This is a genomic window from Cellvibrio sp. 25HG11W-0 (genome assembly GCF_057815475.1).
The window spans coordinates 834,416-849,922 of record NZ_CM174230.1 but is presented as its reverse complement, the minus strand read 5'-3'; the positions used below and the strand labels follow the sequence as shown (position 1 = coordinate 849,922).

The following is a 15,507-nucleotide window of genomic DNA, read 5'->3' as shown; positions in this document are numbered from 1 at the left end:
ATCAAAACGTATAGCGATAAAAAACCTCCTTAAGCGCTAGCCTAAGGAGGTTTTTTATAGTGAAGAAACTAAGCCAAAATATTTTAGCTAGAGCTAAACGCTATTGGCAAACACCTCTTCCAACACCGCTTTATTCGCCTGCAGCTTCTGCCACCCCAGATCGTGAAAATAGTAAGCCATAGTATTAATTGCTGGCTCTACCAAGGCCATAGTACCGCCGACCAGCACGCTGCCGGTAAAGGCATAGCCCACTGAGAAGGCAACAGTGAAGTGAATTGCAGCGAAAGAAGCGGTCTTAGCCATAATCTTGTCCTCTGGTTGTTTGTTAGCGCCATACTACCAACCCGAGAAAATACTTAAAGGCAATTAACCGAATACCATTAATAGATTAAAACTATTTAATAAAGTAAATCGCTACCATCGAACATAGGGTAAGGCGATCAAATTGGAGTTGTAGTAACGCGCATCTTCAGTCACCTCATCTCCCACCCAATTCGGTTTCGCGAATGGGGTATCTGCTGCGGGTAACTCAATCTCAGCGACCACAAGCCCTTGGTTTTCCCCCAAAAACTCATCCACTTCCCACACAAAACCATCATAAGTAATCTTGCGGCGATATTTTTCAATCAGCGGCTGCTCGCACAACAACAATAATTCGCGCGCATCCGCGAGCGGTATTTCGTACTCAAACTCGGCGCGGCTCGCACCTTGGGTTTTACCTTTAATAGTAAGAAAAGCCTGCTCGCCGGCAATACGCACCCGCACTGTGCGCTCCGGCACCCGGCTTAAATATCCCTGAGAGTAAAACACAGCAGACGCAGTGCGCCAGTCATCGCCAACCACTAAAAATTTTCGCTCAATTTCTATCGCCATAGTAAAAATCACCTAGTTGCAGACTTGATTTAAAATACCTTTTCGTCAATCTCGTGCATGTTTACCACAGAAGCTGCCATCTTCATTTAGATCCGCAACAAGATTTACCGCTTACTTTTTCTTGCTCATGCCTAACAGCGGCTAAACACTGAGTTTCCGCTGGCTTTAAATAAACTCTAATTGCTTGCTCTGCCTTTTCGATTCGAGCAATCGGATACTGAGACGTTAATTCGTCTTGGTATTCTACAATTACATCAGCATTTTTTAAGTTGGGTAATTTATCCAACACAACATTGCTATGGCTTAGTATTTTTAATACTCCTGCAGCATTTAAACGATGATCAATGTCTTTGCCAAGCCATAATTGAATTTGCACAAAAGACTCATCTCTTACTTGAGCACCGCAATCAATAAAATAACGAAAAACACTGCCAACATCCGTCAAATGAAAATATTCAGGTATTGGATTGCCATTGGGTAAATAGAACTCCACTGAAAACTGAGGGTACTTACACAGGCTGTCTATAAGTTGCTGATATTTAATAGTCATAATCGTCTCTTGCGTGAAGTTATAAAAATAGTTTCATTACACTTCTATAGACGCAGACTAAAGAGAAAGGACGCAAAAAAATTAAACTTAACAAAACTGACAGGACTGGTGCTTCTCCTCGTAAGATATCACTTGCTGTTTAGGGTTAACCTCAAATCGACAGCACTCATACAGCATCCCTTTTAATAAAGCCCGCCCTCGTTGAATTCTTGATTTCGCACCCGATATTGATATTCCCTCCTGCTCGGCCACCTCTTTTTGAGTTTTATTGTCAATATCGGACAGCTGAACTGCATTGCGGTACTTTTCCGGCAACACTTTAATTATGGGTTCAAGGCATGCAGATAATTCTTTTATGATCATTTCTGCGTCTTCACGCTGAGGTTGCTCTATCCAATCAGATAACTGCTCACTTGCCCGCCGTGAGCGATAATGATCAATTATGGTGTTTCTCGTTATCTGATAAACCCAGCTTTCAAGTTTTTCATCGTCCTTCAAAGAACCAATCCGAGTATGAATTTTTAAAAACACATCCTGAAGAAGATCATCTACCACCTCTTCAGCAACTTTGCGCCGAATAAAGGCGGCTAGCTTTATATGGAATTCGCCCCAAATATCTTTCGCTGTATTCACGCTGATTCCCTTTGTGCCCTATGGATAATATGCCCCACTCAATAACTAGCCCCGCGCGGACGTAAAGTATTGCGATACAACGGCTATCAGGGGAGCGCCAGCAAGAATACTACAACAATTTCTTTTGATTTAGTGAAACCCTCCTTTAGTCCCCCACCGCACAGGCCAACATTCATAGCCATAAAAATCTCAGCCATAAAAAAACACGCCAGTAAGATTACTGGCGTGTTTTAGGTTGCAACCGGCGCTAGCGCCAGGCGTTATACTTTACGTTTAGCCATGGGCACAGCCCAGAATCCAACCAATAACAGCAATAAAAATAGAGAACTAGAGCCGCCACCTTTTTTGGGCTTAGCAGGTTCGGTTGGTGTTGGCTCGGTTGGCTCGACTACCGCGGGTTTTTGAGTGGCTACAAATACCGCCATGGTGCGCGCGGGCACAGTAAACTCGCCTTTGGCTTTGTCCATAGCGGCGGTTTTTACGCGGCTATCACTTGAGGCTTGCTGCACCGCGTGCAGTGAAAAATCCCAGCCTTTGTAGTCGGCAATCGCCAAGGTTTGACTGGTGGTGTTGGCATTGTAAATAACCACTATGGCTTCAGCATTTGGATCTAGGTTGGCGTCGCTGTCTTTGAGAGCCATGGCAATTACGCCAGGTTTTTGCGCGGCACCGGTATTATAAAAAGCCACCTGCTGTTGAATTTGCGCTGCGGTTTCTAAACGGAATAATTTAGAACTGCGACGAATTTTTAACAGCTCAGTCATGTGCTCACGAGTGCGCGCTATGTCGGCAGCTGTAGGCATAAGTGCCGCATTCGCTAACAGGGGTTTAGTAATGGCCCAGTTTTGCTCATTGTCTGCTTTTAACGGCAGGCCTTTACCCCAGCCATTATGCTGATAGGTGTAGTCAATAGCGTTAAACCAATCGCCCGCGTCGTAACTGTTGCGGTCGGTTGATTTTGAGCGCAGCATGTCTTGCCCTGCGTGAACAAATGGAATGCCCTGCGCCAAAATTACAATTGAATTACCCAAGTTTTGCATGCGCACACGCTCGGCCATACTGGTTGCCAGCGGTGCCTTGTACTGAATCATATCGAACAGAGTTTCGTTGTCGTGAGCTTCAATGTAGTTAATAGTTTCCTGTGGGTCTTGGGTGTAACCCGCGCCCTCAATCGTCGAGGCTTTTTTGTTGGCGCCAGTGCGATCCACCAAGGAGTAGTCCGCCAAGCTGCCCGCTAATACCACACGCAATACATCACTCTGCTTTAACAGCTCCGCTTTGCTGTCTGCATTGGCCGTATTTTCGGCGTTGGGGTCCAGGTAGAGACCATTGATAAAACTTTGCGTTTTAACATGATCAATACCTAAATCAAAAGGCCCGCCGCCGCGCACCGCATCGCGAATAAAATTATTAAAGGTGCCTACACCGGTGCCGCTCATATTGCCAAGGGTTGCCTGAGTAAAGCGCGCATTGTTTTGCACCTCGCCAAAGTTCCAACCCTCGCCGTAAAAATAAATCTTGCTGCCATCAACGCCGTCGTTTGCGGGCGTGAGTGCTTGCACGGCATTTTTAATATTGAGGATATTGTCTTTGGTGTGATGACCCATGATGTCGTAGCGGAAGCCATCAACCTTGTAGGCAGTTGCCCAGGTTTTGATGGAGTCGGCCATGAGTTTTTCCATCATGTTATTTTCACTGGCGGTGTTGGCGCAACAGGTGCTGGTTTCAATATCACCCTTGGCGTTTAGGCGGTGATAGTAGCTCGGAACAACTTTATCCAAGACTGAATTCTCACCCAATAGTGAACCACTGGTGTGGTTGTAAACTACGTCCATCACCACGCGCAAACCCATTTTATTAAGTGATGCCACCATGCTGCGGAATTCGCGAATACGCGCGGTGCCGTCTGGTGTGGTGGCGTAGCTGCCATCAGGTACCGTGTAGTGATGCGGGTCATAACACCAGTTAAAACCATCCTGCCCACGAATCGCCTCTACTGCCGCCTGTTGCGCTTCACTGTCGGGTGCGTAGGTGGCAAGGTTATCGAGAATTGTTTTTTGCTCAGCTTTGTTTTCATTAATCGTGGCGCAATCAAACACCGGCAGCAAATGAATATGCGTCATACCCGCATCCGCTAGCGCCTGCAAATGCTTCATGCCGTTAGAGGTGGTTTCAGTAAAGGCGGCAAAGGTACCGCGCTCGGTGCTCGGCACAGTTTCGTCGGCAATACTAAAGTCGCGCACATGCAATTCATAAATGGCCATGTCTTCTGGCGCAGCAAAGGCGGGCTTAGCTTGGTTATCCCAACCGTCTGGCTTCAGGTCTGCATCATTCAAATTAATAAACTGACTGCGCTTACCATTGGCCGAGGTACTTAAACTGTAGGGATCTGTGGCGATATTTTTTTCTATTTTTCCGGTGTGACGCACAAACACATTCACTTCAAATAAATAGTATTGACGGTTCCAGGATGCGTTCCCCTCAAGGCTCCATACACCGGTAGCGGCGTCAAATGTCATAGGCACAACAGTCGCTGTAGTGCTGGCATCAGCGTCGGCAAACACATGTAAATTAACTTGCTGCGCGGTGGGCGCCCAAAGTTTTACACTGGCTACTGAACCGGCATAGGTAACACCTAGACTGCCGCTATAGGTAAAGAGATCGTCCAGTACACCCGCAAACTGCAGGCCCGTAGCTTCAACTAAATTACCATTGAGGTTAGTGGCTGACACCGCAATTTGTTGCTGCAAAATACTGGGCACCAATGCAAGGTCTGATGCAGAAATTTTAAAGGCCGCTAGATTGTTTAAATGGCGATACTTGGTTTTTATCGCATCGCTCAAACCTGCCGCGTCATAACTCAACGAGATAGTTTGGCCACCTGAAACACCCGCAGGACTCGTGGTAAGGCTAGCGTCGGTAGAATAGTGCAACTTAACATTTACCGCTGCCGCAACTTCTTGCGTCAAATCTAGTGCGATGGTATCGCGCGATAACCAATAGGCTTTGGCAGTTTTTAAATCGCCAGCTACTACCTCATCGCCCACGTAGACTTTTTTATTGACCGCATCAAAGGTGAAGACAACTTTTTGATTTGCTGTAGTGACTGCAAATTCAATATTGCCACCATTGTTGCCATAGCTTTCATCCCAAGCTTCGTTTAGTGCTACTTTTACACTGTAGTCGCCAATGGCCAAAGCGGTTGTTGAAAAGGTGTAGAGACCATTGCCATCTGGGTCCTGCAACCAAGTACGCAAACAATCCGGCTGCCAGTCGCCACTGCAACCCAATTGGCTTTGGAAGTTGCCCACTGCCGTGGCTATAACTGCATTGGCATCGGACGTTACCCAGTGAGTTTTATGGCTGTAATAGAACTTAACATCGGTAGCCGCCGCTAAACTCAAGGCTATATTGCTACCGCCAGCGCTGGCATTAGCGCCGTAATTTTCGGCCCAGCCACCATTTAAAGTAGCTTTAAAATTCCAATTGCCTGCGGGTACCGACAGGGTTTGCTGCCAAACGCCGTCTAGGGTCTCTAAACTTAATTGCGTGGCACTGCATACTGGCAACCAATCGCCACTGCAACCCAGTGCCGCCTGTAGATCGCCGGCAATGACCACTGAGTCAGGCTGTGGATCAACCGGCGCAACACCCCCCGCTTGGGAGTCGTCGGTAATTTCGTGGGTAACTTCATTAAAGGTAAACGTCACCAATTTCTCGGCCGCTAAGGCAAAGCTGATATTGTCGCCATCTTTAACTTTATTAGCGCCGTAGTTTTCAGTCCAGGCGCCATCAAGTGCCATTTTATATTGCCAGGAACCAGCGGGCACCGTAAAAGCCCCAGTCCAGAGGTCGCCATTTTTTTGTAAAAAAGTTGTGCTACAAGATGGCTGCCAATCGGCACTGCAACCCAGCTCTGATTGCAGTGAACCCGCAAGGGTTACACTTGCGGGGGCAGCCTGCGCCACCGACATAGTTAGGAGCGAAATGCCAAAGCAAGTCCCCAAGGAAATTAAAGTGTTTTTCATGGTAAGTCTCTTGTTATCAAGCGCGTTATTTTTTATTAGAAAAAATGCGCAGCTAGGCTGCGCCAGATGTATCAAGGTGACGTAAAAAGGAGAGGATAAAACGACAAGCAAAAAAACAATGCGTGTTCAAGCCATTGCATAGAACTGATACTACGAGTTTAACAAGGCGACAAACAAGCGCCTACATACGTATTCATAAAACCAAACCCACTACATACGTATGCAGAACACTTAGTTGAATTAGAGAATTAATTCAAGAACGACCGAAGACAATGGGGCCAACTGTAACTGCAGCTGGCCGCCGTCACTACTAAGCGTTAATTCCATGGGTTTTTCAGTTGGATGCAGTCGATCCTGCAATAAATATTTGGATTTTTTTAAATGCCATTCCGAAACAATCTGAGGCGACAGCTTCAGTGAAATGACATGGCGACTTTGAGCATCAAAATTACTAACCACAATCCATCGTGTTTTATCAGTAGCTCGCGAAAAAGAAAATATTTTTTTCAGATCCTCGCTGGGCTGATCATATTCACCAATGGGCAGCATACTATAGCCACCCTTGGCGACAACGTCCTCTCTCGATAAATTAAGAAGTTGTCGATAAAAATCACGCAACTCCTTTTCATCTTGCGTTGATTGGCCACCATCAAACTTTCCGTCATTCATCCAGCGCTGATGCGCAGGCACGCCAGCATAATCAAAAATACTGGTGCGTGATGGGTCGCCAAAACCGGAATCCAGAGCGCCTGTTTCACCTACCTCTTGACCAAAATACAGCATGGTAGGCGAACGACTAATAAGCGTGGACACCACCATAGCGGGCATTGCTTTTTCTGCTTTACCTGCAAACTCGGGGCTGGCGATACGCTGCTCATCGTGGTTCTCTAAAAAGTGCAGCATATGCTCTTCTATATCCATCATGCCCGCCTGCACCTTGGCGATTGCGCTGGCGTTTTCTTTACCCTGTATAATAGCTTTAAGCGTATCGTACATTTCTACCTTGTCGTAGAGGTAGTCCATTTTCCCTAGGCGAATATAATTGCGATACTCCGCAGGGTTATAAACTTCGGCCAATAAAAATGCATTGGGGTTAGTGGTTTTAATTGCCGAATTTAAATAGCTCCAAAATTCTACCGGCACCATTTCCGCCATGTCGTAACGAAAACCATCTACCCCCTTAGTCTGCCAGTAGGCCGCAATTTGACGAAATTTAATCCAAGAATTTGGAACGCTTTTTTCCTGCCAAAAATCTGCATGCTCAGCCACCGTTTTTTGTGCATAGTCTTCAGACAGCAGAGGAAAATCCTTAGTGCCATCGGGGCGAACACCGTAATTTATTTTCACCGTTTCGTACCAATCATCAAACTTAGGTTGCGCTAAACGCGAACCATTGCCGGTCCACTTTGCTGGCTGCTCATCAAACACACCATCGCTAAGCGGGTGCGGCTCACCACCTAATGGCTTATAACCACCCTGCGCAACTGGCACCTTAAAGTTTTCGTTAGGCACATAATAGAAATTATTGTCACGCGCGTACTCAAGGGTTTTATCGTCTGTTGCACCAAAGTCGATAACACCCACGGGCAAGCTTAGCGAGTGGTAAGCGCGCGCCACATGGTTGGGCACTATATCTATAATGACCTTCATGCCCGCCGCGTGGGTGCGCGCAATTAGGGCTTCAAATTCGGCGAGCCGCTGCGCTGGGTCTACCGCTAAATCTGGGTTTACGTTGTAATAGTCCTTAACCGCGTAGGGCGAACCTGCGCGCCCCTTAACTACGTCTGGGTCGTCATTGCTAATACCGTAAGCCGTGTAGTCCCCAATAAGCGCATGGTGCGGAACACCCGTGTACCAGACATGAGTCACGCCTAGGCTTTTCATGTCTGCCAGTGCGCGTGCATCTATATCATTAAACTTACCTACACCATTTTCAGCCTTGGTTCCCCAAGGTTTATTGGTCGTTTTAGTATTGCCGTACAGGCGAGTAAATATTTGATAGACCACGGGCTTGCCAGTGCTAGATGAATCGCTAGGTGTATTCATGTCGATAGGCTTCTCCACTGCAGTGGTGGCAAGTATTTTTTCACTCTTAGGTGAACAGCCCAGAGCACCAAGCGCCAGCAGGGTCACAACTACAAGTGAACGCAAAGAATAGGTATGCATTAGCTTTCGCCTCTTAAAAAATGTAAAAAAAATGCAGCGACTGAGTCGCTGCATTCTGTAGCCATGCTTAATTAAGGTAAGAGCTTAAACCTTACCGCCGCACCACCGCTGGTTCCCAGCGGGAAGCTCAAGCTGTCTGCTGCACTAACTACTTTCTTCTCTATGAGTAAATCGTAAGGGTTGCTGCGCCACTCAGCTTTTTTACCATCGCGATAAATTTGTGCTTCATAGCGTTTGTCTTTATCAAGAAAACTTAAGGGCACAGCTATAACCCGCGCACTTTCATCGGTAATAGCACCCAAGAACCAATCGCCACCAGCGCGTGCTTTGCGCGCTATTACCACATAGTCACCCACGCTACCGGCCAGCGCGCGGCTCTCTTCCCAGTCGGTTGGCACATCGCGAATAAATTGAAAGCCCGGCTTTAAAGTGATGCCATCGGTTTCAAAATAATGTTCAATCACATCCGCTGCCATTTGGATGGGACTATAGATAATCACATAGAGCGCCAACTCTTTAGCGAGTGTTGACTGCACACGATTTTCCGCATCCAAGCCATAGGGCGCCAAATTAAATACGCCCGGCGTATAGTCCATGGGGCCAGCCAACATGCGCGTAAAGGGCAGCATAACCGTGTGCTCCGGCGGGTTGGGCGGTGAGCCCCAGGCGTTGTACTCTTGACCACGTGCACCCTCGCGCGCTATCCAGTTGGGATAGGTTCGGCGCAGGCCGGTATCTTTTATAGGCTCATGGGTATTAATACTGATATGACGCTTAGCCGCTTCGGTGACTGAGCGCAAATATTCACCCACCATAAATTGGCCGTCGTGCCATTCGTTGCGCGCTATGCCATTTTCATCAATGCGCTTTATTTTTCCAGCATCCGCTACATAACCGGTTTTAACCTGAGTGACGCCGTTGCGCTTATAGAAATCAAAGGCCGCCGCCATTTGATTTTTATAGTTGGTCACGGCCCCTGAGGTTTCATGGTGGCCAATAAGCCGTACACCTAGGGTTTTACCATAGGCGCTAATCGCAGCCATATCAAAATCTGCATAGGGCTTGGTGAAATTAAATATATCGCCGTTATAGTACCAATCGCCGTCCCAGCCCTCATTCCAACCTTCAACTAAAACACCATCAAAACCATAGTGCGCGGCAAAGTCCATATAGCGCTTAGTATTTTCAGTGGTAGCGCCGTGAATTGGGCCCGAACCCCAGGTATTTTTTTGGATATGCATACCCCACCAAATACCAACGTATTTACCGGGTTTTACCCAGCTCACATCGCCGAGTTTGTTAGGTTCATTTAAATTTAAAATAAGCGATGAATTAATAAGGCCTGCCGCATCTGCCGCCACTTGAATAGTGCGCCATGGGGTTTTAAAACCCAGAGTAGTTTTAACTTTTATACCGTCCGACCAAGGCGTTAAGTCAGCTTTTAAAATTCCGGGACGCTGTTGGTCAAGCGTCATGGCCGCATAATCAGTTAAAGCCGCCTCATGGATACTCATGTGTACACCCGAGGGCAAACGAAAGGTAAAGGGTGTGTGGGCGCGATCTAAGGCACTTAAGGGCGTAGTCTTGTACACATACTCATAGCGATTCCAATTGCGTGCGGGAATCCACCAAGCGGTAGTCTGCTCTGGAGTAGGCACACTGAACTCGGTTTTTTCATCAATAATTTCCACCGGCTGATTGGCCTTTTTCAGCCAGCCTTTTTGTTCGGGTACCTCATAGCGAAAACCCAAACCATCGTTAAACACGCGCACACGCAAATTCATTAGCTTTTTAGCATTGTGAATACCGGTAAAACTTACCAGCAATTCATTGTGCTGATCGCGAATCAAACGCTGCTCGCCCCAGGGCTGCTCCCAAGTGCTGTCACTGCTTGAATTTTGATGCTGGCTGATTTTCAAATCGCGTACAAATGCATCGACTGTCTTAAATTCTAAACCCAGTGTGGAGCTAGCAATAACACTTTGGCCCTGATAACCCACTTGATAATGAGGCACACCGTTAGTGTCACTGAGGCTAAAAGTAATTTTTCCGTCCGGCGAGCTAATAGTTAGCGTCTCGGCCTGAGCGAATATACTCAGGAAAACTCCGAGTAAGCTTAACCAAAAGACTATCTTGGTGAATAAATTCATAATAATTTCCTCGTATAACAGCGATAAATAGCCATCCAGTTACCGCGCAATGATTGGCCTACTGCTACGCAGCTTTATATGTTGATACAATAGGATTTTAGCTACTTACTCAATAATGCTAACTGCTCGGAGTGAGGTTTAAAATTTAGCGCGCAGCCTTTGATATATTTTTGAAGTTTTTCAATACTGTATTTATTAGCCAGTTCGTTGCCTTTTACTAGCTGCTCCTGCATTGGGTAAATACCTTTGCCAGCCAGCAGACAATTCCAGGAAACATTAGGGAAATAGACATCCAGTTTTTGCTGCTCTAATTCATCGGTGAGATTTTTACCTGCCACCCAGCCACTTAAAATTGAACGCAATGAAAGTGATATTTTGTCGTTGCTGGCATTAGCGCGCCAGAACTCAGTATCACTGCGGCTACTAATGCGGTAGTGACAGACGATATAATCGCGCACTGCATCAAAACGCGAATTAATACGCGCGTTAAAAGCCTGCCGATCTTTATCGCTATAGTCACCTTTGTTATAGGCTTCGATAAATCGCACTACAGTTTCCTGCACCATATCCAGTGCGGTAGCTTCGAGAGGCTCAATAAAGCCTTGCGACAATCCGACGGCCAAACAATTTTTGGCCCAGTGCTCTGCAACACGCCCCACCTTAAATTGTAAATGACGCGCCTCTACATCTACCCCAACCAAACCTAGGTGTTCGCGAAACTCTTGCTCTGCCTCTTCTTTGCTGCAAAAACGTGAACTGTAGACATAGCCATTGCCAATGCGATTAGTAAGCGGAATAGTCCAAGCCCAGCCGTTTTTCATCGCGGTAGCGATGGTTTGCACCTCGGGAGTGCCAATTTGTGGCGTGGGAAATACCACCGCTGAATCACTAAATAGACTATCAGCACAACTGATAAATGGAACCTTTAGTGCCTGCTGTAATAACTGGCTGCGAAAGCCAGAACAGTCCACATAGAAATCAGCTTTAATAATTTCTCCATTGCTTGCTATCAGTGAATCTATATTGCCATCAGCGGTTAAACTCACATGCTCAATAGTAGTCTGTTGATATTTAACACCTTTAGCTGCGGCTTTGCGTGCGAGAAACTTCCCCAGCAAACCGGAATCGAAGTGATAGCCGTAGTTAATTTCAAAGGGAAAGTTATCCGGTGCTACTGGCGCCAATTTTTGCTTGGCTAATTCGGTAGCGAGAAAAAAATGATCGGGATGCCCATCCAAATCGATTCCTTTACGGCGTAAAAAACTGTTGTGAAAAAACGCGGGGGCACTGAATTCATCGGGTTGCGATAAAAAGGGATGAAAGTAGTGGCTAAAGCCCGGCTTGGTTGACCAATCTTTAAAGTTGATGCCTACCTTATAGGTGGCGTTGCATTCATGCATCCACTCAGATTCTTCCACCCCTATGACATTCATAAAGCCGCGCAGCGGTGGAGTGGAGCCCTCACCGACACCGATAATGCCGATGTCAGGGGACTCCACTAAAGTTATGTCAAAACCCTGCCCCTCCCAGTGGGTAGCCATGAGATTGGCTGCGATCCAACCGGCAGTTCCGCCACCCAAAATGACAATATTTTTATTATTCATACTTTTCTCGCAAACGGAAAATACAATTAAATTTAGTCAGCTCTTGCTAAAACAGCGAGCATTTTTGATAAATAAAACGCCCGACAAGTATGACTTGCCGGGCGTTATATTAGGCCACCTCACCCAAATTGCTGAGGCATCAATTAGCATTAGAACTTGTAGTTAACACCCAGCGTGTACTGGCGACCATACTCTTTGTATTCGCCTAAAGCGCTGTCTTCGCCGTAGGAGGCAATATTAGGCTCATCCGTTAAGTTGTTGATCGAGAATACAACATCGAAACCATTATCGAACGCATAAGAGGCTTGTGCGTCAACTGTGGTGTACTCTTTGTAAAGCGCCGGCGTGGTTCCTCCTGGTACCAGCAAGTTGCTGATGTAAGGATCGCGGTAGCGTACATTCACATGAGAACTAAAGCTGCCAATATCCCAGAAGCCAGTCACACTCCACACATTGCGCGACAAACCTTGCAGAGGCAGAGTTTTTCCATAGAGGCTACCACCAGCAATTTTGGTTTCACTTTCAGTGTAAGAATAACTTGCCGTTACACCCATACCAGAGAAAATACCTGGCAATTCAGAAAAAGTATCGGTAATGGCTAATTCAGCACCGCGAATATAACCACCGTTTTTGTTGTTGACGTAGGTTTGGAAAATACCGGCAACTTGCCCCTCTGGAATTTCAATGCCCAGCGCTGCGAAACCATCAGCACCTGGATTAGTAGATTGCTGTTCAATCAAACTTTCAATATCTTTCCAGAAGACAGCGGCAGTAATCGCATCACCTTCATCAAAGTAGTGCTCGTAAGACAAGTCAAATTGAGTGGCGCGGAATGGATCCAAGTAGGGTGAGCCTTTGGTCCAAACGTTGTATTCAACCTCACCATTATTGTTAGTGCTGTTCCATGATCCTGCACCACCTTTAAGTTGACCTACCGGTGGACGCCCCATCACTTTTGCAGCGGCAAAACGTAAGGTATCGGAATCAGTAAGGGCGAAGTTCAAGTTAATCTCTGGTAGAGTGTCAGTGTACTCTGGGCCGTATTTAACATAGTCAAATGCATCCGACGTAAAGCCCAAGTCATCGGTAATAGTAATGCCGTTACCAGAACCTACATTTTGAACACCGCTGGCCTTCTCATCAGTTTGTACAATGCGTACACCAACGTTACCGGTTACGGCTACATTGCCCATTTCAGTAGCAATATTTGCCATCAAATAATAGGAATTAACTTTTTCTTCCAGCAAGCCGGATTCAACAAAAGTCCAGTCGCGGCTGAATACTTGTTTACCCAAATAATTACCAGCACCGAAAATACTCGAGGCCAATCCATCCATGTTGGTTACAACCAGATGATCAGGCACACCGGGCAATGATTCAACTGATACAAAACCATTAAGCTCTTGCGGCATACAAGCAACAAAGGTACTGTCGCCTTCCGATCCAGTCATATTATCTGCGCAGTAGCTGCTATCAGTATCGCCAAATTGACCATCGCGCGAACCGTAAAGGAATGCGCCGCGTTTGGAGTTAAATTCGCGTTGTGAAATACGCACACCAGCTTCAATTGAGGTAATAAAGTTAGTATCCAGCTCCAGCTTATAATCAAGTTTGAAACTATCAACTTTATCCGTATAGCGGTGTGGATATTCTTCGTAGCGCGACAAGCGCATAGTATCTAAATCGGTAAAATCTACGCCACTAAAACTCACGCTTGGCATACCATCGTCACTACTCATATAAGTGAACGATTGACCGGCTTTTTCCTGCCACGACGTTAAGCTACCACTGGTATCAGTGGTCAGATCGTAAGCGTGCATAGACACCAAACGGTCTTTGCGCGTTTTGGTACCTTCGCTGCTCGCAATATCCAGGGTCAAAGTATTACTTTCGTCAATATTCCATTCGAAGTTTAAACCGTAGCTATCGGTATCGGCTTTAGTGGATTGATCTTCAGTACGCGCTTCAAACCAAGGGCTAGAATCGTAAGTTGTTGCTGGATCAGTAATAGAAACTGTGCCACCGGTGACTAAGCCGTTTACAACACTGGTATTGCTAAAATCATAGGCGCTGGTGTTGTCCAATGCACTCACGGTAATACCATGACGTTCATCGGTGCGATCAAAGACAGATTTGAAGTAATCAAATTGCGCTTTAAAGTTATCAGCTGGTTGGAACACAACAGTGGCCAAATAGCCATCGCGTGTATCTGAACCCGTGCCCGCCTGCCATTGGAACGCACGTGCACGTGAATCATTCGTGCCATCATTGTTTACATCGACATCAGACTTGTAACCAACAAATGAGTCTGCGCCAGCACGTGCACCTACAAAGCTATTAGGCTGATCCAGATGCGAGTAACCGACTGCAACACCGAGGGTGTCGTCCATAAACTTGCCGAGGTAAGAGACGCTGAAGCGATTGCCGAATTCATCCGCGCCTACATCCGCAGCAGAGTCATTGAAAGAACTACGGGCGCTAATATTAAAGCTATTGTCTTGTTGTGCAGTGAGCGGGTTAACTGTTTTTAAATCTACCAAACCAGCCACGCCACCTTCAATGTGTGACGCCTTAGGTGATTTATACACTGCAGCTTGAGTAATTAATTCAGCAGGATATTGATCGAATGCCATCCAGCGAGTGCTTTCGGTATAACCAGAAGTTGATGCTTGCTCGCGACCATTCAAGGTGGTTTGAATAAAGTCACCATTCATACCGCGGATATTAAGTTGAGAAGACTGACCTGAATCGCGCACAGTGGTCACACCAGGGATACGACCCAAGGCGTCGGCGATAGATTGATCCGGCAGCGAAGACAAGACACCAGCATCGACAACATCGGCAATAGTGTCGGAGTTACGCTTCGCGTCTAGTGCGTTTACCACTGTACTGCGAAAGCCAGTAACAGTGACCTCCTCTACTTCTTTAGCATCAGTTTTAGCTTGTGAATTTTGTTGTGCATAAACGGCCTGAGATCCAGCCATTAACGCCATTGTTGAAAGCAGAGCTAGCATTGGGTTAAAAGTGTGTTTTTTCATGTTTTTCTCTCCGCAGAGACATCGCTATTATTAAGAGTTACTTTTATTGTGAAGTTTTGCTTAGCCACTTAATTGCTTAGTTTATTTATCGCCGCGTTACCTTGCGGCTTAATCACTTAGCTATTTACTTACCTAGCTACAACACAAGCTTAGCCAAACAGATAACCAAAAACAGAAATCTAGGGGATGGAATAGATTGCTTCTGTCCTGTGAAAGATACTAGGCCGAATCACGCGCCACTCCAAGCGTGTGCATACGTATTCAATGAACCAATTTGGTCAAAACACCTCCGCATACGTATGCATTAATTGTTATTTAATCGGGTTACATCGACATTCTCTAAAGCCTAGCCTATATGCATTAAAACAACCGACAAAATAACCTTAATAAATGCTATTTAAATGGCAATTAACTCTATAAAAAGCCAAAAAAAAAGGGCGCCTAAGCGCCCCCAAAACTCCATAC

General features: G+C 46.3%; 9 protein-coding genes. All 9 read right to left on the bottom strand.

Annotated elements, in window-relative coordinates; genetic code table 11:
• Positions 1-93 precede the first annotated feature (93 nt).
• Positions 94-303 carry a DUF2061 domain-containing protein gene (locus AC0KUT_RS03690; protein WP_488833582.1) on the bottom strand — a complete coding sequence of 70 codons (210 nt, stop codon included), beginning with the start codon at positions 301-303 and terminating at the stop codon, positions 94-96.
• Positions 304-414: 111 nt separating this feature from the next.
• Positions 415-873, bottom strand: a complete 459-nt coding sequence (locus tag AC0KUT_RS03685) for a CYTH domain-containing protein (protein WP_488833579.1) — start codon at positions 871-873, stop codon at positions 415-417.
• Positions 874-955: 82 nt separating this feature from the next.
• Positions 956-1,423, bottom strand: coding sequence for a DUF6428 family protein (locus AC0KUT_RS03680; RefSeq protein ID WP_488833578.1), 468 nt, complete (start codon positions 1,421-1,423; stop codon positions 956-958).
• Positions 1,424-1,510: 87 nt separating this feature from the next.
• Positions 1,511-2,056, bottom strand: a complete 546-nt coding sequence (gene sigZ, locus AC0KUT_RS03675) for an RNA polymerase sigma factor SigZ (protein ID WP_488833576.1) — start codon at positions 2,054-2,056, stop codon at positions 1,511-1,513.
• Between the two features lie 260 nt (positions 2,057-2,316).
• Positions 2,317-6,084, bottom strand: coding sequence for a pullulanase-type alpha-1,6-glucosidase (pulA, locus tag AC0KUT_RS03670; protein ID WP_488833574.1), 3,768 nt, complete (start codon positions 6,082-6,084; stop codon positions 2,317-2,319).
• A gap of 240 nt (positions 6,085-6,324) precedes the next feature.
• Positions 6,325-8,250, bottom strand: coding sequence for an alpha-amylase family protein (locus AC0KUT_RS03665; RefSeq protein WP_488833572.1), 1,926 nt, complete (start codon positions 8,248-8,250; stop codon positions 6,325-6,327).
• 71 nt (positions 8,251-8,321) lie between these two features.
• A complete protein-coding gene (locus AC0KUT_RS03660; RefSeq protein WP_488833570.1) occupies positions 8,322-10,400 on the bottom strand; it encodes a glycoside hydrolase family 97 protein in 2,079 nt (692 codons plus the stop codon).
• Between the two features lie 101 nt (positions 10,401-10,501).
• On the bottom strand, positions 10,502-12,004 hold the full coding sequence (locus AC0KUT_RS03655) for a tryptophan halogenase family protein (RefSeq protein WP_488833569.1): 1,503 nt from the start codon (positions 12,002-12,004) through the stop codon (positions 10,502-10,504).
• 149 nt (positions 12,005-12,153) lie between these two features.
• Positions 12,154-15,042, bottom strand: a complete 2,889-nt coding sequence (locus tag AC0KUT_RS03650; RefSeq protein WP_488833567.1) for a TonB-dependent receptor — start codon at positions 15,040-15,042, stop codon at positions 12,154-12,156.
• Between the last annotated feature and the right edge of the window lie 465 nt (positions 15,043-15,507).